This is a genomic window from Nitrobacter sp. MLSD-S21 (assembly GCF_058809865.1).
Genome location: NZ_JBXASZ010000004.1, coordinates 206025 through 229316, shown reverse-complemented (window position 1 = coordinate 229316; position 23292 = coordinate 206025). Strand labels below are relative to the sequence as shown.

The following is a 23292-nucleotide window of genomic DNA, read 5'->3' as shown; positions in this document are numbered from 1 at the left end:
ACTTTTTCTGAAGCGGACTCGTTTTGAAGCGGATTGGAGCGAAAAATGTTGAGGCGGGTTGCGGCGGTGTTTGCCGCCATGATCACAATGGGCTTTTCCGGCATCCCATCAGCCGAAGCGCGGCCTGATATGGTCGGCTATCAGGGCGACTATGCGCCCGGTACCATCGTCGTGAAAACCAACGAGCGCCGGCTGTATCTGATCATCGATTCGAATCGCGCGCTGCGATATCCCGTTGGCGTCGGCAAAGCCGGCAAGCAATGGACAGGCACCGCGAGCATCGAGGGCAAGTATCGCGACCCGGCATGGGCGCCCCCGGACGATGTAAAACGCGACAATCCGAAAATCGCGGACGTGATCGCTGGCGGTTCGCCTGCGAATCCGATGGGCGTCGCAGCGATGACGCTCTCCGGCGGCGGGCAATACGCCATTCACGGCACCAACCGGCCGGGGACGATCGGCCGCTTCGTGTCATACGGCTGCATCCGCATGTACAATAACGACATTGACGATCTCTACCGGCGCGTGTCAGTCGGCACGCCCGTGGTGGTAACGCAACAATAGATCGCGACGAGTCGCGAATATGCTCGACATCGGTCTACTATCTGAGGAATCATTGTCACGGCGACTGGTTGAGCGTATAGACCGGCTTCTTTCCCATACGCTGATAGGACACGATGGCCCGTCAATTCGCCACATCGACTGAGCCCGAAGCCATGGCTGAAGACAGCAAAGTCCGCCAAAGGGCTTTTGAGATTATCAAGGCCCGATCGTTCGGTCGCGGCGACATCAAATTGTCTTCCGGGAAAAGCAGCACGTTTTACTTCGATATGAAGCCGACGATGTTGTTTCCCGAAGGAGCCCATGCGCTGTCCGAACTCATTCTCGCTCGCCTTTTCGGCAAGAGCATAGATTTTATCGGTGGATTGGAGATGGGAGCGGTCCCGCTGATTTCGACCGTTAGCCTTCTCAGCCACATCAAGAATGAACCGCTTCCCGGCTTCTTCGTTCGGAAAGAAGTCAAAAAACACGGAACCCAAAAGCTCATCGAAGGGGTTCCCAACGGCGGCCTCTCCGGCAAGAAGGTGGTCATCCTGGAAGACGTCACGACAAGCGGCGAGTCAGCCATGATCGCGGTGTCGGCCGCCCAAGCTGCAGGCGCCGAAGTCGCGATGGTGTTATCGATCGTCGACAGAGGCGAGGGGGCCGTGGCCGTTTATAAAGGGAGAAATATTGAATTCGACTCCCTGTTCACCGCGAGCGAATTCCTGGATTCTTAAGCTTCTGAGGCGATCACAACGCGGCAGCGAATCGTTACACACAAAAAAAGCCGCGGCTCACGCGGCTTTTTTTGCGGTGATTACCGGCTCACGCTGTTGCACCAGCTTTCGCGATGACCGCCATGATAGGCGCGGGCAAGACCGCTCGCTACCATCGCCGCTGCGATGTCGGAGGTTCGCGCCGTCGCGGCATCGGCAACCACCCGTCCGTTATATTTGTCGGGGCCGATATTGGCGATCGTGACGCCGCCCTCGCCGAGCAGATCCCGCAGCCGGGCGCTGGCGGCTTTCGCTAGCCGAAATTCCTCGGAACATGAGGCCTTCATTTCCGCTGTGTCGATGCCGCGTAGCCGCACCCGCGTCGTCATATCGAGGCCGGGCCACAAATGAACCAGCGCCTCGAAGGTATCGCCATCGATCGTCCTGATCACGTCGACCTGGTGCCGTCCCGCCGAACCAGCGGCGCGAGCCCAGATCGCCCGCGTCTCCGTCGGCGTTTGGGAGTCAACGACCTGCGGCCAGCCAATCCAGCTTCGGATCGGGAGCATGGTTCCGGCCACCACGCCCACAATGAATATCCAGGGCAGAACCGGCGACAATCGGTGGCGCCAGCGCGGCCCGGGCAATGCATTTATTCTGGTGTATGGGTACATATTCCTAGCATAGAGCGAGTCGGGTCACCCGGCAAGCCCACGCAAGCGGTGGCAGGAGGAAAAAGCGCGCCGCTCAGAAATCCGATGCGATGCCGTTGCGTTCCCAATCGCCGAACCGCGTCGGTTCGGGACCCTTCGGCCCCAAAACCTCTTTAACCCATGCAGATGCATCGGTCTGCGCGGCGCGGCGAGCCTCGGCAAGCGCGCGCTGAGCCGCCGGCGTCGGCGACTTGCGCGGGTCCATCTCTGCGCTCCGCAGCGACGCGGACGGCTCGTCGGTCATGCACATTCTCCGGTCAGCGAGACGAAGCGGAAGCGTATGAAACCGTTTCCACAGATCATGCAAATGCGTGAAGATGGTGGCGATTCTTATATTTGGCTTATTCGCATGTCATAAGTCTGGATCCGCCGCGACGGACGCACAGCAGATGCGTCCGCCATCCCCTGATCCCCTTAAGCGATGTGCCTGCCTCATGCCGTCCACCAGATTCGCACCGCCGACCGAGGCTCCGGGCCTTGCGGCCCGGCGCATCGCAGCGGATATCCTCGACGGCGTCCTTCATAAGCGTCGCACCCTCGATGAACAGCTCGAGGGTCCCACCGCGCATCCCGCGCTGAAATCGCTTGCCGACCGCGACCGTGCCTTGATGCGGCGTCTGGTGGCGACGATCCTGCGCCGGCTCGGAACCCTCGGCCATTTGCTGTCGCGGTTGCTCGATCGCGGTATTCCGACCGATGCGCCGCGCGCGCAAAGCGCGCTTTTGATCGGCGCGGCGCAGATTCTCTGGATGGACGTGCCGGATCATGCCGCTGTCGATCTGTCAGTACGGCTGGTGCAATCCGACCGCCGCGCGGCGAAATATGCCGGACTTGTCAACGCGGTGCTCCGCCGCTGCGCGCGCGAAGGCCAGTCCCTGATCGATGAGGTCCGTTCCGAGTCGCTTGATATCCCGCCATGGCTATTGGCGCGTTGGTGCGGACACTACGGTGAAAGCACCGCGAAAGCGATTGCCGACGCGATCAACCACGAGCCCGCCCTCGATCTCACCATCAAAGCCGACGCGGCACATTGGGCGACACGATTGCACGGCGAGGCCTTGCCGACTGGGACCGTTCGCACCTCGCTGCAAGGTCCGGTGACGATGCTGCCAGGATTCTCCGAGGGGCAATGGTGGGTACAGGACGCCGCCGCCGCGCTGCCCGCGCGACTGTTCGGCGATGTCGCCGGACGGCGGGTCATCGACCTCTGCGCGGCGCCGGGCGGCAAGACAGCCCAACTCGCGCAGGCCGGTGCAGACGTAACCGCGATCGACCGATCACCAAATCGGGTAGCGCGGCTACGCGAGAATCTTGGCCGTCTATCGCTGAACGCACGGTCGCTCGTCGCCGATGCCATCGACTGGCACGATGATGTCGCCAGCGACGGCTTCGACGGCGTGCTCGTCGATGCGCCCTGCTCCGCAACCGGCACCATCCGCCGTCATCCGGACGTGGCCTGGCTCAAGCAAGAATCGGATATCGCGGCGCTGACCACCCTGCAACAAAGGCTGCTGAAAAAGGCGATCACACTGCTCAAGCCCGGCGGAACACTGGTCTATTGCACCTGCTCGCTGGAACCCGAGGAGGGCGAACAGGTCGTTGCCACGCTGCTTGCATCCGAACCAGGCATCCGGCGCGTGCCAGTCAGCGACGCCGAAGTGGCCGGACTGTCTGATATCGTGACGCCCGCGGGGGATCTGCGCACTCTGCCCTGCCATCTGCCACACGATGATCCCACGCTGGGCGGACTAGACGGCTTCTATGCGGCACGATTGACCAAGTCCTGATTCGCAAAGCAAGGGCGAGAGATTCGCGGCATTTCAAGATGGTGCGTTGCCGGCCTTTCCGGATTACAAGGACTCAGTCCTCATCACTGCAAAGGGATTCGCGAGAATCCTCACACCGAAGGCGCGCGTGTCGGTCGCTCATCGCAGACGCATTTCAATTCTGATCGTCCGCCGTTTCGCTCGTCGGACGATTGCGCGCGCCAGCGACGGGCCTGCGGCGCTTTCGCGGCTATGGCCCGGCCGCGCCGACCGCCTGACCATCGCACCACACGACCTTCGTACGGCCGACGCCACCCGCGCCGCCGAAATTTATGCGGGCCGCTTCGTATTCGCGGGCAAGATCGTCACCTGTCACTCCCGCTCCATTTTCGACCTCGAACCGCCGTCCGAGGATTGGGAAGCCGCCCTGCTCGGCTTCGGCTGGCTGCGGCATCTCCGCGCCGCCGATACGGCGATTACGCGCGCCAATGCGCGATCGCTGATGGAAGACTGGATCTCGAATCCCACGCGCAGGCGGCCCGTAGGTCGGCGCGCCGACGTCATGTCGAGGCGCGTGATCTCGCTGCTGTCGCAGGCCCCGCTTGTGCTCGGCGATGCGGATGGAAAATTCTACCGCCGCTATCTGCGCGCGCTTGCCCGCGACATCCGTCTGTTACGTTTCGGCCTGCACGACGCGCCTGACGGCGTGTCACGGCTGCAGGTTCTGATCGCGCTGTGCTACGCCTCGCTGTGTCTTGCCAACCAGGCCCGCACCATCCGCAACGCGACCCGCAAGCTCTCCGAGGAATTGCGGCGGCAAATCCTGCCCGACGGCGGACATGTCTCGCGCAATCCGGGAGCTTTAATCGAACTGCTGATCGACCTGCTGCCGCTCCGGCAAACCTTCGCCGCGCGCAACATCGCACCGCCGCCGGCGCTGCTGAACGCCATCGACCGCGTGATGCCGATGCTGCGCTTCTTCCGTCACGGCGACGGCGGCTTTGCGCTGTTCAACGGCATGAGCAGCACACCGTCCGACCTTTTGGCGACGCTCCTGGCCTATGACGACACCCGCGGCATACCGATGGCCAGCATGCCGCACACGGGCTTCCAGCGGATCGACGCCGGCGCGACAATCCTGATCGTCGATGCCGGTCCGCCGCCACCACCGAACCTCAGCGAGGAAGCGCATGCCGGCTGCCTGTCGTTCGAGCTGTCTTCCGGCTTGAACCGGGTCGTCACGAATTGCGGAATGTCCTCGACCAGCCGCGAGACATGGCGCGTCTTCGCGCGCTCGACAGCAGCGCATTCCACACTGGTCTGCCATCAAACATCCTCGTGCCAGTTCGTCGAACAATCGGCGATGAAGCGGCTGCTCCAGGGGGCGCCGATTGTCAGCGGTCCGGCCCACGTCGAAACTTTTCGCGAAACCAATGACGACGGCGAGCGGCTGACGGCTTCGCATGACGGCTATCTCGCCCGGTTTGGTCTGATCCATCGCCGTGTGCTGACGATGGCACCGGACGGCTCGCGGCTGGAGGGCGAGGACATGCTAGCGCCTGCCCCGGGCGGCCGCATCAAAGGCGGCCAGATTCGTTACGCATTGCGTTTTCACCTGCATCCGTCCGTCAAGGCCAGCCGCCTCGATGATGCGCATGCCGTGATGCTGGTTTTGCCAAACCGCGAGGTCTGGACGTTCGAAGCGGCCGACGACCGGGTCGAGCTCGAAGACAGCGTTTTTCTCGCCGGCAACGACGGTCCGCGACGGTCCGCACAGATCGTGATTCACCAGAATGCCCGGGAAGTCCCCCGAGTGCGTTGGGGTTTCGTGCGTTCGACGACGTCGGCCGCGGTCACCAACGCCCGCCGTAATGCGCGGCGCGAACCGGAATTGCCGCTGTAGACGAAATGTGCCGGCGGCCTTGCCAGAGCAGGCCGGTTTCATCACCGGCAAATTCATGCTAACCGGCTGCGCTAAAGTTGTCGGCTTTGATGGAATCAAAGTCGGCACCGGGCTTCCGTTTTGACGCGTTTTCTTGACGCGAACCGATACCCTCCTCGCTCGAAAACGCTATGACCTTCCAGGATCGACAATCATGACCGACCGACCGCGCCGCGTGACCCGCGCATTGCTTTCCGTTTCCGACAAGACCGGCTTGACCGAGTTCGCCCGCGCGCTTGCCAGCCTTGGCATTGATCTGGTGTCGACCGGCGGCACCGCCAAGGCGATCGCAGCGGCAGGATTGAAGGTCAGCGACGTCTCCGACCTGACGGGCTTTCCGGAAATGATGGACGGCAGGGTCAAGACGCTGCATCCAAAGGTACACGGCGGCCTGCTCGCCATCCGCGACCATGCCGATCATGCAAAAGCCATGAAGGACCACGGCATCGTTCCGATCGACCTGCTGGTCGTCAATCTCTATCCGTTCGAGTCGACGGTCGACAAAGGCGCTGCTTACGAGGACTGCGTCGAGAATATCGACATCGGCGGCCCCGCGATGATCCGCGCCGCCGCGAAAAACCATGATGACGTCGCGGTCGTGGTCGAACCGCAGGATTATCAGGCGGTGCTCGACGAGCTCAACGCCAACGCGGGTGCGACCACGTTGAGCTTGCGCAAGCGCCTCGCCGCGAAAGCTTACGCCCGGACCGCCGCCTATGATGCCGCGATCTCCAACTGGTTCGCGCTGCGGCTTGAGACCGATGCCCCCGACTATCGCGCCGTCGGCGGACGTCTCGCGCAGACGTTGCGTTACGGAGAGAACCCGCACCAGACCGCCGCATTCTACCGCACGCCGGAGCGGCGCGCCGGCGTCTCCACCGCGCGGCAATTGCAGGGCAAGGAATTATCCTACAACAACATTAACGACACCGACGCGGCCTATGAATGCGTCGCCGAATTTGACGCGGCGCGCACCGCGGCCTGCGTCATCGTTAAGCATGCGAACCCCTGCGGCGTCGCTGAAGGCTCAAGCCTCACCGAGGCCTATCGCAAAGCGCTCGCTTGCGACCAGACTTCGGCCTTTGGCGGCATTATCGCGTTCAATCGCACGATCGACGCCGACGCCGCCAATGCGGTAGCCGGCATCTTCACTGAAGTCATCATCGCGCCCGATGCGACCGAGGAAGCGATTGCGATCATCGGTAAGCGCAAAAACCTGCGGTTGCTGCTGGCCGGTAGCCTGCCCGATCCGCGCGCGCGCGGCCTGACCGCGAAGACCGTCGCTGGCGGACTTTTAGTGCAGGGTCGCGACAACGCTGTTGTCGACGACATGTCGCTCAAGGTCGCAACCAAGCGCGCGCCGACCGAGGCTGAGATGCGCGACCTGCGCTTTGCTTTCCGCGTCGCGAAGCACGTCAAGTCAAACACCATTGTCTATGCCAGGGATCTGGCCACCGTTGGCATTGGCGCGGGACAGATGAGCCGCGTCGATTCCGCGCGCATCGCAGCACGCAAGGCGGAAGATGCGGCGCGCGAGCTGAACCTCACCGAGCCGCTGACCAAAGGCTCGGTCGTGGCGTCGGATGCGTTCTTCCCATTCGCCGACGGAATGCTCGCCTGCGTCGAGGCCGGCGCCACCGCGGTCATTCAACCCGGCGGTTCCATGCGCGACGAAGAGGTGATCAAGGCCGCCGACGAGCACGGCATCGCCATGGTGTTCACCGGCATCAGGCATTTCCATCATTAGATCACGATGATTTTGAATCGAATCGATCCAAAATCATGAACGTGATCGATTCCAGTATTCTGAGAAGCGGGATGCGAGCGGAAAACCGCTTCACACTTTTCCTCATCCCGCTTTAAAGCGAGATACTACACGTTGAGATGGATGCGGGCAGAACGGATGAGACCGGTGATAGGCGGAGCGCTTCTGCTGCTGGGCGTGTCGTCGCTACCCGTGCTCGCGGGCAACGGTGAGGTTATCACCAAGCCGCCGGGCAGAGCGACAACCTGCACACCGTGTCACGGCCGGAATGGAGAGGGCCAGCCGGCAAGGGGCATTCCACGCCTTGCTGGTCTCAATGCGGAATACCTTGAACGTCAGCTCGATGGTTTCAATAACGGCGCGCGCAAGAACCGTGTCATGCTGATGATCGCATCGGATCTGTCCAACGACGAAAGAAAGGCGCTGGCCAACTACTATGCGGGCATGACGACACCGAAGCCCGAAACCGCTCCCGCTGATCAAGCCGTGATCGCGGCCGGAGCGAAGATTGCCGCGACCGGCGATCCCTCGAACGACTTGCCCGGTTGCGGACAGTGCCACGGTGCAGCGGGCCTTGACGCGGGAGCGAACTTTCCCCGCCTCGCGGGACAATCAGCACTTTATATCGAGAAAGCACTCCGGTCGTGGAAAGCCGGTGATCGCAAGGTCGATCCCATGGGGGTGATGGCCAATGTCGCAAACAAGCTGACCGACGATCAAATCAAAAGCGTGGCCGCGTATTACGAGAGTTTGCCTGTGGCAGCACCGGCCCCGACTCCGGAATCCAGGCCATGATCCGCATGCAGGCGGTTACTCCCGCACGCGCGACAGCAGTGCAAGCCCCGCGACGAAGAACAACACCAGCACCGCCATGCCCGCCTTCTGGCTAGCGGTGATCGCGGTGATGAAGCCGACCAGCAGCGGGCCAACGAACGACGTTACCTTTCCGGTCAGCGCGAACAATCCGAAAAACTGCGCAATGCGATCCTTCGGCGCCAGCCGGATCAGCAACGTGCGCGAGGCCGCCTGCAATGGACCGCCGGCGCCGCCAATCAGACAGCCGAGGATGAGATAGGCTTTTTCCGCGGGTGCTGCGAACAACCCGCCGCCGGGCACGGGCGGCGCGACCTTCACGAACAGGATCGAATCCTTGTCGACCATCAGGATCGCCACGATCGCCAACAATAAAACAGTCATGCTCGCGGCGATGACGAATTTCGGACCCACCCGGTCGTCGAGCTTGCCGCCGATCCACGCGCCGAGCGCGCCGGCTATCGCCAGCAGTATCCCGAACGTTCCGATCTCGATGGTATGCCAGCCGAAGGTGCCTGCGGCATAGATCCCGCCGAACGCGAACAGCGACACCAGCCCGTCGGTGTAGATCATGTTGGCGAGCAGGAAGATCGCCAGCGACGGTCGTTTCGGCAATTCGCGGAGCGTGCCGCGCAACTCGATCAACCCTTCGCGCAGCGCCGCTCGCACCGGACGCTTGGCCGGGAAATCCGGTGTCAGCAAAAACATCGGCAGGACGAAGACGACGAACCAGAGGCCCGTCAGCGGGCCTGTGATGCGATCGCCCTGGTGGGTTGCGGGATCGAGACCGAACAACGGCGTCATGCCGAACAGCGTCTTGCCGGTGGCGGGATTGGCGGCGAGGAAACCCAGCACCAGGATCAGGCTGAGGATGCCGCCGATATAGCCGGTGGCCCATCCGGTCCCCGACAGGCGACCGATCTTGTGCGGCGGCACCAGCGACGGCATCATCGCATTGTTGAACACGGTGGCGAATTCGACGCCGACGGTAGCGATGCCGTAGGCGATCAACAGCGGCAGGATCAGGCTGGCGTCACCGGGCTTGCCGATCCACATCAGGCTGGAGCCGATGACCAATAGCGCGCCGAAGGCCGCGATCCACGGCTTGCGCCGGCCGCTGGCGTCGGCGATGGCGCCCAGCACCGGCGAGGCGAGCGCGATCACGATGCCAGCCGCGCCGGTCGCAAATCCCCAAAGCGATTGCCCCTCGGCCGGTGTCGCCGCCACGAAAGTCGCGAAATACGGCGCGAATACGAAGGTCGTAATCAGCGTGAAATAGGGCTGCGCCGCCCAGTCGAACATGATCCAGCTGGCAATGGCGGCGCGAGAGGCATAGCCCTCTCCGAGATTCGCCCTGGCCGCCGGTAAGGCTGTCGTCACCGTCATGCCCGATATGTTGTGTCGAATCATGTGGGCGTCTGACCTTGCGCCTGAGTTCCTATAGCATTGCTCCCATCAACAGAGCGACTCCTCCAGATCCGGAACCGAATGGATGATCCACCGCGAGCCGCGTCGGTCCATTTTTTCCGTGATCGCCTTCTGCGTGATCGTAGCATTTGCACCGCTGTCATGGCCCGCGGTCGCGCAGGATGCACGCGGCACAGCTCCGGCCGCGACCTCCGATGTGAGCCGTCCGGTTGCCGCCAAACACGGCATGGTGGTGGCGCAGGAGCGGCTCGCGGCCAAGATCGGGGCGGAGGTGCTCGCGCAGGGCGGTAATGCGGTCGACGCAGCGGTCGCGACCGGCTTCGCCCTCGCGGTCACTTACCCGCGCGCCGGAAACATCGGCGGCGGCGGGTTCATGCTGATACACCTCGCCGATTCCAGACGCGACATCGCCATCGACTATCGCGAGACCGCACCGGATGCGATCAGACGCGACATCTTCCTGGGCGCAGACGGCGCGCCCGACCCTGCGAAGTCGCGCGATTCCGCGCTCGGCATCGGCGTGCCCGGCACCGTCGCGGGGCTCACGCTGGCGCTCGACAAATACGGCTCGGGCAAGTTCACCCTCGCCCGTCTTCTCAAGCCTGCGATCACGCTGGCGCGCGACGGACTCGAAATCGCCGACGACAACGCCGATACGCTGTCGCAATCGCATGACCGTTTTGTGCGTTGGCCGTCCTCGATGAAGATTTTCGCGCACCCTGATGGCACTCCGCTGCGCGAGGGCGACCGGCTCGTCCAAACCGATCTGGCCGCGACCCTGACCGCAATCGCCGATCGCGGACCGCAAGGATTCTATGAAGGCTCGGTGGCCTCGAACCTGGTGAGAGCGATCGACGCAGCCGGCGGCATTATCACGCTTGAAGACCTCAAGTCCTATCGGCCGCTGATCCGAGAGCCGGTGCGTGGCAGGTACCGGGGCTACGACGTCGTTTCGACGCCGTTATCCTCGTCGGGCGGCACTGTGCTGCTCGAATCGCTGAACATCCTCGAAGGCTTCGCGATGCGCGATCTGCATCAGGGATCGCTGGATTCGCTGCACGTGCTGGTCGAGGCGATGAAGCGCGCTTATGCGGACCGCGCCCGCTATCTCGGCGATCCCGCTTTTGTCAACGCCCCGATCCAAACCCTGCTGGCGAAGGACTATGCAACAAAACAGCGCGCGTCGATCGACATGATGCATGCAACGCCTGCGGCCGCCGTGCCCGTGCGGCCGCAGCGCGAGGGGGACAACACCACGCATTTTTCCGTGGCCGACGCCTTCGGCAATGTGGTCAGCAACACCTATACGCTGAATTTCAGCTACGGCGTCGGACTTGTGGCAGATGGCACCGGCGTCCTGCTCAACAATGAGCTTGACGATTTTACCGCCGCGCCGGGCGCAGCGAACGCCTTCGGGCTGGTCGGATTCGAGGCCAACCTGCCCGGCCCCGGCAAGCGACCACTGTCTTCAATGACTCCGACGATCGTTCTGAAGGACGGAAAGCCGGTGCTGGTGACGGGATCGCCCGGCGGCAGCCGCATCGTCTCCACGGTCCTTCAGGTGATCGTCAACGTGCTCGACTACGATATGAACATTGCAGCCGCGGTCCAGGCGCCTCGGCTGCACCATCAGTGGTTGCCGGACGAGGTCCGCGCCGAACACGGATTCCCCGATGGCATCATTGCGGGATTGCAGGCGCGAGGCCACACCGTTGTCGTGCCGATGGGACAGACTTCGGCCAACTCCATCGCCATCACCCCGGACGGATTGTTCGGTGCGCCCGACCCGCGTACCCGCGGCTCGCATGCTGTAGGATATTGAGGCGCACCCGTCTGGAGCCGAACGATATGGCTCGTAATATTTATCCGGGTAATATTGACGGATTAATTATATCCGGGTAATAAATACCAGCCAACCCGCGGCCGGACACCTCCGATGATGCATGATCACACCTCCTGTTTTACCGCTTTCGAGGGCCAGCGGCGGATCGCATCTGGCCCGCTCACCGAAGTCGCGCTCGCCGTCAAACACGCAGGCACGCGCACGACCGCTCCGATCGCAATCTACAGCGACGAAACCGGGCGCCCGATCGACCTCGATTTGCGTGGGTCCGACGACGAGATCGCGGCTCGCCTGCGGCAGACCTTGTCGGTGGAAACGACCGAAGCCAGCGGGGCCTCCAAACCGGGCGAACCGCGCGGCCGCGGCCGGCCGAAACTCGGCGTGGTCGCGCGCGAGGTGACGCTATTGCCGCGGCACTGGGAGTGGCTGAGCGCGCAACCCGGCGGGGCGTCGGTCGCCTTGCGCAAGCTGGTCGACGAGGCGCGCCGCGCAAATAGCGACAAGGATCGCAGCCGCGCGGCACGCGACGCTGCCTATTACTTCATGTCTGCGATGGCGGGCGATTTTGCAAACTTCGAGGAAGCCGCACGCGCGCTGTTCGCCAACGACCGGCGGCGGCTAGCAGCCCTGATCGCCGGCTGGCCAGACGACATCCGTGATCACATCGTCAAACTGGTGGAGCGGATTTGACATTCGCTCCATGGTCTGGCGCAAACAGAAGATCGAGCGGCTGATCTGACGAAACAGGAACGAGCCTTGCGCCCCGCGAACCTGTGTCGAAGAAACTTAAAAGGCAAAACAGAAAAGAGCGATGCGCATTCTCGTTGTCGGGGCCGGCGCGACCGGTGGCTATTTCGGCGGCAGGCTGCTGCAGGCGGGTCAGGATGTGACCTTCCTGGTGCGTCCCAAACGCGCCGCTGAGCTGGCAAGCACCGGTCTTGTCATCAAGAGTCCGCACGGCGAGTTGACGCTCCGCAATCCGCCGACAGTCCAGGCTACTGGCTTGAAGCAGACATTCGATCTGGTTCTGCTGAGCTGCAAGGCGTTTGATCTCGAAGGCGCGATCACATCGTTCGCGCCGGCGGCGGGGCCGCGCACGGCGACCCTCCCGCTGCTCAACGGGATGCGGCACCTGGAGATGCTCGACGCAACATTCGACCGCGAGCGCGTGCTCGGCGGCCTGTGTTCGCTCGCGGTCACGCTCAACGAGAAGCGCGAAGTCGTCCACCTCGCGCCAATGCAGTCGCTCCGTTTCGGCGAGCGCAACGGCGGCACAAGCGAACGCGTTCGGGTGATAGCCGAAGCTTTCGCCGGCGCCAGTTGCGGAGCACAGGCATCCGAAACCATCATTCAGGACATGTGGGAAAAGTGGGTGTTTTTAGCGACGCTCGCCGGCACGACCTGCATGATGCGCGCATCCATCGGCCAGATCGTCGCCGCACCTGGCGGACACGATTTCATCCTTGCCGTGCTGGCCGAAGTTGCCGCTCTTGCGAGCGCGGCAGGTCACGCGCCGCGCGAAGATTTCCTGAGCAGCGCATCCGCAATGCTGACGGCGAAGGGATCGCCGCTGACCGCATCCATGTTCCGCGATATCGAGGCCGGCGCGCGGGTCGAAGCCGATCATATCATCGGCGATCTCATCACCCGAGCCGAGGCCGCAAAGCTGCCGATACCGAAACTTCGCACCATCTATACGCATTTGAAGGCGTACGAGAACCAGCGGGAATGATTGCCGCATCCGCGACCGCCCCGCCGTCTTCAAAAATCCAGATCTTCAAAAATCAAGGTCGACATAAGTGCGCGATGCCGGCACGCCCGCCAGCCATTCGCTTAGCAACGGACGGAACGACGGCCGCGACTTGATCCGCGCATACCACGCCTTCGCCGCCTCGTCCTCGACCCACGGCACGTCGCCGAGATAATCGATCGCCGACAGATGAGCCGCCGCGGCGAGATCGGCATAGGTCAACCGATCGCCGGCCAGATAATTCCGCGTTCGCGCCAGCCAGCCGATATAGGCCAGATGATAGCGCACATTGGTCCGGGCAGCGCGCATCACGTCGGTCTCCGGCGGACCGCCGCCGATCTCCTCTCCCATGAAGCGCTTGTAGATGCGTTCGGTCACCAGCGGACCGGAAACCTCCTCGAAGAATTTCTCGTTGAACCAGGCCATCAGACGACGCACCTCGATGCGCTCGGGCATTGACGTCGGCAACAACCGACGCTCGCCGACGCGCTCGCCATAGGTCTCGTCGAGATAGTCCGCAATGATACCGGCGCCGGGAACCGCGGGGATGCCTTCGGCGATCAGCACCGGCGTGGTGCCGGCCGGATTGAGTGTCAGGAAAGCTTCACGCCGCTCCCACACCCGCTCTTCCACCGGTCGGACATCGAGTCCGTGTTCGCCGAGAATCAGGCGAATAAAGCGCGATTGCGGACAGAATGGATGGTGAAGCAACGTGAACATGGGGCCCCTTGATAAGTTTGCGATGCTTAAGAAACTATCTCCAAAGCGTTAACGGCAGAGCGTTAGCGGCACGCGCACCTCCGCTGAGCTGTCGAGTAGCGGGTGAAACTGCGTTCGCCTGGGCCAGATTCATGGATTTGGGCATTGCTGCCCTGCGGCGAATAAGCGAGAAGGACGCATCGTTCGCAGTCGACTAGAATTCAGGGTAGGCCCTTCCCATGATTTCCGATGTGATCAGAGCCGTGATTCTCGGCGTCATTGAGGGCGTCACCGAATTCCTGCCGGTGTCCTCAACCGGCCATCTGCTACTGGCGGAGCGCTTCTTCGATCTCGGTTCGGGGAACTTCTGGAACACATTCACGGTGTTGATCCAGCTTGGCGCAATTTTGGCGATTGTGGTCATCTATTTTGCGAAACTGTGGCCGATCGCGCTCGGCATGTTCTCCAACGCCGAGGATCGGCGCTTCGTCATCGGCGTGCTGGCGGCCTTTCTGCCGGCTGTGATCGTCGGCCTGATCGCCGGCAAGTACATCAAGGAACTACTATTCAATCCGTGGGTGGTGTGCTTCTCGCTGATCGTCGGCGGCGCGGCTTTAATGTGGGTCGATCAACTCGATCACCGGCCGCGCGAACACGACGCCACGGCCTTTCCGCTGCCGATGTATATCTGGATCGGCATCGCACAATGCGTTGCGATGATTCCCGGCGTGTCGCGCTCCGGCGCCACCATTGTCTCCGCGATGCTGCTCGGCGCCGACAAGCGCGCGGCGGCGGAGTTTTCATTCTTCCTCGCGATCCCCACCATGATCGGAGCCTTCGCCTATGATTTCTACAAGAACCGCGCCGACATGACGACCGACAATCTCGGAATCGTTGCGATCGGCTTCGTGGCATCGTTCGTCACGGCGATCATCGTGGTCAAAGCATTCCTGAGCTACGTCACGCGCAACGGCTTTACGTTCTTCGCCTGGTGGCGGGTGATCGTCGGCACGCTCGGTCTGATCGCGCTGGCGCTGGGGCGGTAGAATCCCACCGGACCATCATCATCGCGAGCGCAGGATCAACTCGGAAATCCACGAAGCTAACCGCTTCGTCGCTCATAACTCTCTCAACGATAAAAAGGTCACGCCCCCTTCGGCGCGAACTGACCGGCCTTGCGGAAGCGCCAGAGATATTGCGGCACCACCGCCTCCATGGAGTCCGGCGCGATCCCCAGCCCTTGCAGCGTCAGGCCCGCGGCCGTCGCCGCATCGGAAACGACATTGTCGGTCTTGAGCAACGTGACCTGATCCGGCGTCAGCTTCAGCGGCCCCGGCGCGAACTGCAGGACCATCGCCTTGAGCCGGGCAATCGCGAACGGCAGCGGCACCAGCATCCGCTCCCGTTCGATGACGCGCAGAATGATCTGCATGATCTCGCGCATCGAGAGCACCTCGGGGCCGCCGAGTTCATAGACGGCGCCCGCTTTGGTCCAGCCGTCGACCGCGTCGGCCACGGCGGTTGCGACGTCGCCGACATAGACCGGCTGCATCCGGGTCGCGCCGCCGCCGATCAGCGGCAGCAGGGGTGACATCCGCGCCAGCGCGGCAAACCGGTTGGTGAACTGGTCCTCGGGGCCGAACATCACCGACGGCCGCAGGACGGTCGCAGACGGCACCGCCGCCAGTACCGCCCTTTCCCCGGAAGCCTTGGCGCGGGCGTAGGCCGAAGCCGATGTCGCATCGGCGCCGATGGCCGAGACGTGCACCATGCGCGCGCCGGCCGCCGCGGCTGCCTCCGCAATGGTGGCGGCGCCTTTGGCCACCACGGCATCGAAAGTCTGCCGGCCGTTCTTGGTCAGGATGCCGACCAGATTGACGGCCACGTGGGACCCCCGCATGGCCGCGCCGACCGACCCCGGATGACGCAGATTGACCTGCACGGCATGGATCTGGCCGACCTTGCCGAGCGGCTGCAAATGTCCGGCCAGTTCGGGGCGCCGAACACCAACCCGGATACGGTAATCCCGTTTGGCGAGAGCGCGCACCACATACCGGCCGAGGAAGCCCGAGCCTCCGAAAACCGTGACGAGCGTGTCCGAATGCGATGCCATGATGCGGTCCTCAAGGGCGATAATTTCAGGTCTAGAGAATGGATATTCCGCCGTTCCGCGGCACGTCAACCGGCGGACCGCTCAGCCACCTATTGAGGACGCCTTCAAGGATTTGACAAGCGCGCGGCCGATGCCTACTAACCCGGCCGGGCCCAGGTGGCGGAATTGGTAGACGCGCTGGCTTCAGGTGCCAGTGGCTGCAAGGTCGTGAAGGTTCGAGTCCTTTCCTGGGCACCATTTCATTGAAGACCTCTTCTCCTTCAATAAATTAAGCCCTATCAGAGTGTTGCACTTGCCCGGCTGTGTAACAAGGGTGCGCAACAATGCTGTTTCGGCTAGTCGGTCCGATGAAGCGCGATGGCTCTCGTATTCCGGTTTTCGTGTAGCGGATTCCCGTAGATGCGCGCATTACCAGGCCACCGCACTCGCGGCGAGCTCTATCGCATTTGGGCGGACGGTTAAGAATCGCGCCCGGAGCCCCGGCCATTGAGCAAAAGCCCCGTGGCGGCTGGCAGCGCGTAATCGAGACGCAAGCCAATGAGACGTCGGAGCCGTTACAATTCTTGGTGTTTGCGGATATTTCGTTGTCCCTCTACTCAGGCCGACTCCCGACCATCCTCTTTTCGGTTCGGAATCGAGACGATGTGCGGCGCATTCCCGTAGAATAGCGCACTCGTGACTCGGACAAGACGGCTACTCAACGAAAGGGTGAGAAGAAGCGCGCCGCAGCTGAGTCATAAGTAGGAAAAAAGCGATGGAAGCGATTTCGCAAGTTGCTCTCGCGGTCGAAAGAGGCGCAACGACGGTTCGTGGTGTTATCGATGTGACCGGGTTGTCTCGTCTTAAAGTCGAACGCGCACTGCAAACGCTTGAGAAGCAGAAGCGGATTGTTCGCGACAGTGAAGGCTTCAGGCCACCGGGCAAGCCGACGAAACCAAACGTCCGGCAATGTGGATCGTGCAACTGCTGTTGCGATATCCTCGAGGTGACAGCGGTCGCAAAACCGGTGAATGAGTTATGCAAGTATTGGGAGACCGGCAAAGGATGCACCATCTACAACGATCGTCCTCAAATGTGCCGATCGTTCACGTGCGCCTGGCTGCAAGGTCATTTCAACGACGACTGGTTTCCCGAGAAGGCTCGCCTGGTGATGCATTTCAGCGAGAACACGGTCAACGTTCAGGTCGATCCCGAATATCCCGACCGATGGCGACAGGAGCCGTACTTCAGCAAGCTGTGCGAGTTGTCACTCAATGGGATAAGGGCGAGAGGAAACCCCGGCTATGCCACCCTCGTCTTCGTCGGTTCTGACAAATTTCTCCTGCTCGGGCGAACCGCCGTCCCCGATCCGACGCTCTTCGGCACGGCGTTCGTACCCGTCACGCCCGAAACCTTCCGCTATTGGAGGGCCCAGTCGCAGGAGCATGCCCAACGCTTGAATGAACGCGCCGCTGAGATCCAGCGGATACAGCAGGAATTTGGATATTGCGCGATCCCCGACGACGAAGATCCCTATCCTCCTTATCGGCCTGCCCTTCTCCGATTGTCGAAACATCCACCCGATAAATCAGAATAATCCGATCGAACCTGGCAGACTGGTGTCATTCAGTCCACGCTACTCGTTCTGAAATGGGATCTGCTTTTTCTTCGCCGGACAAGTCTTTCTCGGCCTGAAGATAGAACTCCTCATCCTTCCCGGAAGGGAAGCCTTCTTGCTGCCATACCTCATACGCACGGCGGCGAATCTGTGCCGGGGTGGGGTTTTGGTGGGGTTTTCTCATAGTTGATTTTGGATTGGACGATGGAATCTTGAGAGGGACTGCCCTGCGAGCGGAAAGCTCGCAGGGCCGCTCGCGATGCGGCGATATGCCCGTCAGCCCTCAGGCTGCGAAGTACGCGATATAGACAACTATGAAGGCGGCCACGACCAAACCGGTTCCTGCCACGAGCACGTTGCGCACCGTGGGTCCGCGCTCTGCGCCCCGTGCTTCCGTTGCGGTTTCGACGATGTGTCCGTTTTCCATCTTTGCCATTCGATCGCTCCTAAAATCTGTTGGGTATCCGTTGTGGAACTGCGTATCGCTCAGGAAAGAAAAACGGGCTGCCTCGGAGATCGTTCCTCCAGGCTGCGCGCGTCGTTCTTTCAACGGCAGATACACTGACCAAGCAGCAGTGCGATCAGTGAGCGCTTGCCTGGCCCGGTCCTTGCTCCGCCTGCGGAACCTAAGCGTTCTCTCAGGAGAACGTCACGTCGGCGATGACCGGCAAATGATCCGAGCAAGCGCGGGCTTCGGGATCGGTCCATGCCCTGGCGATACACCCCGTCCGCACGGTGTAAATGCGATCAAGTCGAAGCACGGGACACCATGATGGAAAGGTGCGCAGTCTGGTCCGCACAGGGCATCGCTGCGCCAATATTCGCCTGACCGATTTGACCCAGAACCAATCGTTGAAATCACCGAGCACGATCGTTCTGGGAGCATCGATGAGATTGACGATTGCGCGAGCCTGCTCCTGACGCTCGCGGATGCTCAGCCCGAGATGGGTAGCGATCACTGCAACCTCCCCGATCGGGAACTGAATACAAGTGGAAATCGCCCTGCGCGCCTCTCGCTCCCGGTATGAAACATCCACGATGGTCGGTGCCCGGATGAAGGGCCACTTACTCAGCAAAACCTGTCCGTAATCGCCATCCGCCGTGACGATCGATCTGGCATCGACGTTATGCGCGCCCACGACACCTGCAAGACGTTCGAAAGGATTGTCGCTGCGTCCGCGAGAGTCGATCTCCTGCAGTCCCACAATATCGGGCGACCATTTCCGAATGATCGACGAGACCGCCCCGATATCAAAGCGCGGATTGAGATTGAATGTGCCGTGTACGTTCCACGTCATCACGCGGATTGTAAGCGTCATGCTTTCCGCCCGGCGAGCCAGGTGACGACAAACTGAGCCGCGAGGCAGATCGCAATCCAGATAACAATCGTCAATCCGAGAGAAATCACATTCCCCCAGGATTCGCTCTTCGCAAAATCGGCGATCTGTGAACCCAGCGCAGCCATGACCACGATACCCGGCATCATGCCAAAAATCGTACCCACCAGGAAGTCTCTCAATTTCAACTGACTCGCGCCCGCGACAACATTGACGATCGAGAATGGTGCGAGTGGGACCATCCGGAGGATGGCGACCGCGATAATCCCCTTCCCAGCCAGCCGCCCCTGAACGCGCAGCGCGCGAGGCCCGAGAAGGTTTTGCAGCCGTTTGTGGCCAAGATAGCGCCCAATCATGAAGAGTAGAGAGGCGCTCAAAATGACCCCTGCCACAGCAGTTATCGCGCCGGTCCAGGGTCCCAATGCTGCGGCTGTCGCTGCGATCAGAACCACGACAGGAAATATGATCAAACCGCCGAGCACAAAGCAGGCGACCGCGATGAGCGCAGCAAACGGGGAGTCGTGCTGACTCATGATGGCCGACAGAAAGCCGATATCAGCGTAGCTGCGCAGCGGCGTGTAACGCCAGAGCAACGTCAGGGCCATAAGCATAAGCACGAGGCCCGCCGTTCCCAGGAGGGTTCTTGTGGTCCACATTCTGTTTGCGGCGCGTTTGAGATTCAAAGGTATGCGGGGATCGGCAATGGGTTGGATGAAATCATTGAGCGCACGAAACGAAACCTGACCGACCTCGATCGGCTGCAACGCCTTGGTCGCTCCCGCGACTGCATAAGCATCGAGGAACCGCAGCAGACGAGATTCATTCTCAGCAACTTCTTCTTCGGCCGCGCCGCAAAAATGACCGATGAGTCGCCGACGCAACCTGCGAACAAAGTCGCGATGGGCTTCGGTCGTCGCTTCAAACGCAAGGTCGCATTCGCTATCCGCACCCATTGAGCGGTTGTTGAGGTTGGCCGATCCGATCCGGACGAGATCATCGTCGATAATCATCAGTTGCTGTGGACCATGATAGGCTGGCCCGCCGTAGATGGATGAAGAATGCGCAATCGTTCCGTGACGCCGGCTTTCTTGAATGGATCAAGAAAGGAGTCGCGACCGCTCTGCATCGCCCGCGACTCAAGCCATGACGAATGTAGCTTCGGCACGATAATCAGCACTTGAAGTGATGGGACAGCTGCCATCCGTTGGGCGAGGAGCTCGGCGATCTTCCTGACACTGATGAACTGGTTTTCGAGGTAGACAAACGTCGTCGCGACGCCAATCAACCTTTCGAACAGGAGTTCAACCTCGTGAACGTCCTCGGATGAGTGGCCTGCCACCTCTGTCCTGGCGATCCCGACGGTGACTTCCCGGGCTCCGATCGGTACGGATTTCGGCCACCGGTCGTCGCCGGCAGAACCGACCTTCTCAAAATTGCAACCCGCCGCCTGCCAGCGCCGCATCGCAAGCTCACCGAGAGCCGCTGCCGCTTCGCCGTCGACCATGCACTGGACGTCATGGAAGGGGGGATAGCGCTTTCCCTGCGGATCTTTTCGAAATGGATGCTCGGGAAGATGGTCGCTGGTATCCCAGCGCCGGATCGTCAGGTCGAGCCCACCGACGAAAGCCAGCGAGTTATCGACGACGACAAATTTCTGGTGCTGCGCCGATCCAAGCGGAAGGCACGAATCCCAGCAGAAACGAATCCTGTCATCGGCCGCACCGGCGAATTTGGCAGCAGAACTGACTTCGCGCTCGGCGGCGTACAGCGCCGCAAAGTCCCAAATGAGAATGTTGATTGTGAGTTTGGGCTTGAGTTTTAACAGCGCCTTTAGAAAAGAGGCCAGCGAAAGCGGCAATCCGTCGTTGACGACCCCCGAGGGCCCGACCAGCGGGGTTTCGCTATGAATATCCCATCCAACAATCTGTATTTGTGTTTCGGCCCGCAGAAAGGATTCCCGTAACGCCGCGAAGTATTCGGCGGCATCATTGAGAACCGCCATTCGAGGCGCCCGGCACTTGAACCACACGGTTTGTCCCGGTATGAGAATCGAGGAATTCGTAAGCAGGTCAGATCTCCAATAGACGCTGCGTGCGAGGAACTGCTGGTGGATAGAACGATGCTTGATCTGCCGAGTTCCACATACTAACGCTGAGTTGCGCGCGTTGGCGAGCCTTCAACCCCGTACCGGAAACGGCCTCGCTTTGCTGTCGCCGAGGGGCCGAAAGCACCCACTGCCAATGGGTAGGAATTAGTGGCATACCGGCTTTCTTGCTAAACTTATCCATGCGTCAGGAGTGCACCGTTCATGGCCGTGTCCGATATCATGCTGGCGGCGAGGCTGAACGATCAGGCCGAGCTCTTTAAAGAGCAGGGTCGCTACGCCGAAGCCGAGCCGCTTTACAGACAAGCGCTGGCGATCTGCGCGAAGACGCGCGGGCTCGATCACCCCTCTGTCGCGCTAGGGTTGACCGATCTGGCCGAACTCTACGGCCTCCAGGGCCGCTACGCCGAGGCCGAGCCGCTCTGCAAGCGGGCGTTGGCGACCTGGAAAAAAGCCCTCGGGCCTAGTCACCCCGATCTCGTGCAATCGCTGAACGGTCTGGCCAAACTGTATACCGCCCAGAGCCGCTACGCCGAGGCCGAGCCGCTCTACAAGCGGGCTGTCGTCATCTTCGAGAAGGCGCTCGGCGAGGGTCACCCTTCCGTCGCGTCGGCGCTGGACAATCTGGCCTCACTCTACAAAGCAGAGGCCCGCTACGCCGATGCCGAGCCGCTCTACAAACGAGCGCTGGCGATCCGGGAGAAAGGGCTCGGCCCCGATCACGCTGATGTCGTGAAATCGCGGAGCAATTTGGACGACTTGTATAGCGCCCAGAAGGGGAGCACCGGCAGTCCCTAGAGCCTTTTTCGCTTCTGATAAAATCACGCGAATCGGCATCCACTTCGCTCGAAAACGCCGTCAGGATGAGCGCAGGCAAGGTGACGGTGGGACCCATGCCTGAGCCAGAGACCGCCACTGAGGCAGGCCGCCTGGATGCCGTGGCGCGCGGTTATGGCCGTGTTTCTACCGCCGTGCTGGATGAGGCCGCCAGGCTTGAGGCGTTGGATGGCAGGTTCCGCTGCTTCCGCAGTTCCCGCAGGACGATCAGGACCGGCGATAGAAAAACGAGCAGAAGCCCAAAGACCACGATCCCCAGAAGAATCGCCTTAAACGCCGACCAGACTGCGAGCAATAGGTGCATGAGCGTCTTAAGAATGAGCGCCACCTCTCCGTACACCATCGCCGGATAGCCCAGCGCGTACATTATCCATCCCGCCAGGATCGACAGGACGACTGCCGGCAGCAGGATCGTCAGCAGCCGGAGGTTTATTATGGAAAGTATCTGTTCCTTGATATCCGCCTGCATCGCTACCCTCGCCTCCAGCTACTCCGCTGCTCGGAATCGTATCGTCGGGAAACTCGCCACGCAAGGATCAGGACGACCTGGCCGAACTGCCTGCCCGTGGTTTCAAGGTTCATGGTCAATTCTTCACTTGACGCCCTAGGGGCGTCGGTTTCCGTCGTTTTGCACGGCGGATGCGCATCGGTCCGTTCGTCTCGTCGATCTCAAACACATCGATTTCTCGGATAAGACTGCTGAGCTTTCCGAACCCATAGGTACGGACATCGAAATCCGAAGCCAGTTTTGATCTCTGTTGCCCCATAGGACCGAGAAGCCCCCATCCATTCTCGTTTTCGATCTGCGAAAGGGCCTTGTTAAGGATCGGAACGGCGCGGCGGCTTCAGGATTTTAGAGTGGGGCGATATCGGTGACGGAACAGCTACGGGTTTGAGTTCAGTTTTTTGCGGAAGAAGCTTTTCAAGCGAGATCCTATCGCAAGCTCGCTCAAAGCCGCCCGGAGTTTTCTTTTCGTCAAACCCATAAACTTTCGCGCCTTCACGCCGCAGCCCGGTGGCAAGACTCGTGAAATCACTGTCCAACGAGACCAGGCAAAATCCATTGATCCGACCGTCATGCAGAGGTCCATAACGGGGCGATCGTTGTTGTTCGACTTTCATCCAACGCCTTGAGAGACGTAACCTGCCGATGTTGTCGCGATTTCGTTGATATTATTGAAAGATGGGCCGCCGTCAGGCACACAAGCAGGGACCGGAGTCAGTGAAATCTTGTGAAAGAACCCAGATTTTTCCTTGTATTGGAAGTATTCATAAGCCACCCGGCCTTATCCGCTGCGAGCGCTGCTGGCCGCCCAGGTCTTTTAA

At 61.3% G+C, this 23292-nt stretch carries 25 protein-coding genes and 1 tRNA gene; 13 read left to right on the top strand and 13 right to left on the bottom strand.

The features are described from left to right. Positions 1–45 precede the first annotated feature (45 nt). Both AC1RT6_RS14365 and pyrE read left to right on the top strand, forming a co-directional pair. Complete coding sequence (locus AC1RT6_RS14365; RefSeq protein WP_079445249.1) at positions 46–564, top strand: L,D-transpeptidase; 519 nt, start codon at positions 46–48, stop codon at positions 562–564. A 152-nt stretch (positions 565–716) separates the two neighbouring features. Beyond that, positions 717–1280: an orotate phosphoribosyltransferase gene (gene pyrE, locus AC1RT6_RS14360; protein WP_079445298.1), complete on the top strand. Its 564-nt coding sequence runs from the start codon at positions 717–719 to the stop codon at positions 1278–1280. Between the two features lie 80 nt (positions 1281–1360). Here the strand turns inward: pyrE and AC1RT6_RS14355 are convergent, their stop codons facing one another. Together AC1RT6_RS14355 and AC1RT6_RS14350 are read right to left on the bottom strand one after the other, a co-directional pair. After that, on the bottom strand, positions 1361–1933 hold the full coding sequence (locus tag AC1RT6_RS14355) for a thermonuclease family protein (RefSeq protein WP_079445248.1): 573 nt from the start codon (positions 1931–1933) through the stop codon (positions 1361–1363). Between the two features lie 73 nt (positions 1934–2006). Continuing rightward, entirely contained in the window at positions 2007–2216 is a 210-nt protein-coding gene (locus AC1RT6_RS14350; RefSeq protein ID WP_472791042.1) for a DUF1674 domain-containing protein, read from the bottom strand. A 190-nt stretch (positions 2217–2406) separates the two neighbouring features. On the opposite strand from AC1RT6_RS14350, the gene AC1RT6_RS14345 reads away from it, so the two are divergent. From AC1RT6_RS14345 to AC1RT6_RS14330, 4 genes are all read left to right on the top strand, one after another. Beyond that, positions 2407–3759, top strand: a complete 1353-nt coding sequence (locus AC1RT6_RS14345; protein ID WP_079445247.1) for an RsmB/NOP family class I SAM-dependent RNA methyltransferase — start codon at positions 2407–2409, stop codon at positions 3757–3759. Between the two features lie 127 nt (positions 3760–3886). After that, positions 3887–5641: a heparinase II/III family protein gene (locus tag AC1RT6_RS14340; protein ID WP_079445296.1), complete on the top strand. Its 1755-nt coding sequence runs from the start codon at positions 3887–3889 to the stop codon at positions 5639–5641. A gap of 193 nt (positions 5642–5834) precedes the next feature. Then, positions 5835–7427: a bifunctional phosphoribosylaminoimidazolecarboxamide formyltransferase/IMP cyclohydrolase gene (gene purH, locus AC1RT6_RS14335; protein ID WP_472791043.1), complete on the top strand. Its 1593-nt coding sequence runs from the start codon at positions 5835–5837 to the stop codon at positions 7425–7427. A 156-nt stretch (positions 7428–7583) separates the two neighbouring features. Further along, a complete protein-coding gene (locus AC1RT6_RS14330; RefSeq protein ID WP_079445295.1) occupies positions 7584–8240 on the top strand; it encodes a c-type cytochrome in 657 nt (218 codons plus the stop codon). 15 nt (positions 8241–8255) lie between these two features. Here AC1RT6_RS14330 and AC1RT6_RS14325 read toward each other — a convergent pair whose 3' ends face one another. Then, entirely contained in the window at positions 8256–9644 is a 1389-nt protein-coding gene (locus AC1RT6_RS14325) for an MFS transporter (protein ID WP_079445245.1), read from the bottom strand. 106 nt (positions 9645–9750) lie between these two features. Between AC1RT6_RS14325 and ggt the strand changes: the two genes are divergently transcribed. The 3 genes from ggt to panE all read left to right on the top strand — a co-directional run bounded on the left by ggt (position 9751) and on the right by panE (position 13261). Further along, the gene (gene ggt / locus AC1RT6_RS14320) at positions 9751–11508 is read left to right on the top strand and encodes a gamma-glutamyltransferase (RefSeq protein WP_079445244.1); all 1758 of its coding nucleotides are present in this window, start codon (positions 9751–9753) and stop codon (positions 11506–11508) included. Positions 11509–11622: 114 nt separating this feature from the next. Then, entirely contained in the window at positions 11623–12219 is a 597-nt protein-coding gene (locus tag AC1RT6_RS14315) for a DUF2239 family protein (protein ID WP_079445243.1), read from the top strand. A gap of 121 nt (positions 12220–12340) precedes the next feature. After that, entirely contained in the window at positions 12341–13261 is a 921-nt protein-coding gene (gene panE, locus AC1RT6_RS14310) for a 2-dehydropantoate 2-reductase (RefSeq protein ID WP_079445242.1), read from the top strand. 45 nt (positions 13262–13306) lie between these two features. On the opposite strand, the gene AC1RT6_RS14305 is transcribed toward panE, so the two are convergent. After that, positions 13307–13999, bottom strand: coding sequence for a glutathione S-transferase family protein (locus AC1RT6_RS14305; RefSeq protein ID WP_079445241.1), 693 nt, complete (start codon positions 13997–13999; stop codon positions 13307–13309). 218 nt (positions 14000–14217) lie between these two features. Here AC1RT6_RS14305 and AC1RT6_RS14300 point away from each other — a divergent pair, with 218 nt between their 5' ends. Next, complete coding sequence (locus tag AC1RT6_RS14300) at positions 14218–15024, top strand: undecaprenyl-diphosphate phosphatase (RefSeq protein WP_079445240.1); 807 nt, start codon at positions 14218–14220, stop codon at positions 15022–15024. 98 nt (positions 15025–15122) lie between these two features. Here the strand turns inward: AC1RT6_RS14300 and AC1RT6_RS14295 are convergent, their stop codons facing one another. Beyond that, entirely contained in the window at positions 15123–16091 is a 969-nt protein-coding gene (locus AC1RT6_RS14295; protein ID WP_079445239.1) for a complex I NDUFA9 subunit family protein, read from the bottom strand. 150 nt (positions 16092–16241) lie between these two features. On the opposite strand from AC1RT6_RS14295, the gene AC1RT6_RS14290 reads away from it, so the two are divergent. Together AC1RT6_RS14290 and AC1RT6_RS14285 are read left to right on the top strand one after the other, a co-directional pair. Continuing rightward, positions 16242–16328 (top strand) — tRNA-Leu (locus AC1RT6_RS14290). 517 nt (positions 16329–16845) lie between these two features. Continuing rightward, complete coding sequence (locus AC1RT6_RS14285) at positions 16846–17667, top strand: zinc/iron-chelating domain-containing protein (protein ID WP_079445238.1); 822 nt, start codon at positions 16846–16848, stop codon at positions 17665–17667. A 25-nt stretch (positions 17668–17692) separates the two neighbouring features. Here the strand turns inward: AC1RT6_RS14285 and AC1RT6_RS14280 are convergent, their stop codons facing one another. The 5 genes from AC1RT6_RS14280 to AC1RT6_RS14260 form a co-directional block, all read right to left on the bottom strand. Then, positions 17693–17872: a DUF2934 domain-containing protein gene (locus tag AC1RT6_RS14280; RefSeq protein WP_472791046.1), complete on the bottom strand. Its 180-nt coding sequence runs from the start codon at positions 17870–17872 to the stop codon at positions 17693–17695. Positions 17873–17971: 99 nt separating this feature from the next. Further along, positions 17972–18124, bottom strand: a complete 153-nt coding sequence (locus tag AC1RT6_RS14275) for a hypothetical protein (RefSeq protein ID WP_173815868.1) — start codon at positions 18122–18124, stop codon at positions 17972–17974. Between the two features lie 202 nt (positions 18125–18326). After that, positions 18327–19007, bottom strand: a complete 681-nt coding sequence (locus tag AC1RT6_RS14270) for an endonuclease/exonuclease/phosphatase family protein (protein WP_079445236.1) — start codon at positions 19005–19007, stop codon at positions 18327–18329. Next, positions 19004–20035: a TVP38/TMEM64 family protein gene (locus tag AC1RT6_RS14265; protein ID WP_493029510.1), complete on the bottom strand. Its 1032-nt coding sequence runs from the start codon at positions 20033–20035 to the stop codon at positions 19004–19006. Before AC1RT6_RS14265 ends, AC1RT6_RS14270 begins: the two co-directional genes overlap by 4 nt. Continuing rightward, the gene (locus AC1RT6_RS14260; RefSeq protein ID WP_472791049.1) at positions 20035–21027 is read right to left on the bottom strand and encodes a phospholipase D-like domain-containing protein; all 993 of its coding nucleotides are present in this window, start codon (positions 21025–21027) and stop codon (positions 20035–20037) included. Before AC1RT6_RS14260 ends, AC1RT6_RS14265 begins: the two co-directional genes overlap by 1 nt. A 306-nt stretch (positions 21028–21333) precedes the next feature. Here AC1RT6_RS14260 and AC1RT6_RS14255 point away from each other — a divergent pair, with 306 nt between their 5' ends. Then, the gene (locus tag AC1RT6_RS14255) at positions 21334–21927 is read left to right on the top strand and encodes a tetratricopeptide repeat protein (protein WP_079445234.1); all 594 of its coding nucleotides are present in this window, start codon (positions 21334–21336) and stop codon (positions 21925–21927) included. 151 nt (positions 21928–22078) lie between these two features. Here AC1RT6_RS14255 and AC1RT6_RS14250 read toward each other — a convergent pair whose 3' ends face one another. From AC1RT6_RS14250 to AC1RT6_RS14240, 3 genes are all read right to left on the bottom strand, one after another. Further along, positions 22079–22435, bottom strand: coding sequence for a hypothetical protein (locus AC1RT6_RS14250; protein ID WP_079445233.1), 357 nt, complete (start codon positions 22433–22435; stop codon positions 22079–22081). Between the two features lie 115 nt (positions 22436–22550). Next, a complete protein-coding gene (locus AC1RT6_RS14245; protein ID WP_338013155.1) occupies positions 22551–22733 on the bottom strand; it encodes an OST-HTH/LOTUS domain-containing protein in 183 nt (60 codons plus the stop codon). 52 nt (positions 22734–22785) lie between these two features. Then, entirely contained in the window at positions 22786–23088 is a 303-nt protein-coding gene (locus tag AC1RT6_RS14240; RefSeq protein WP_244553367.1) for an NYN domain-containing protein, read from the bottom strand. Positions 23089–23292 lie beyond the last annotated feature (204 nt).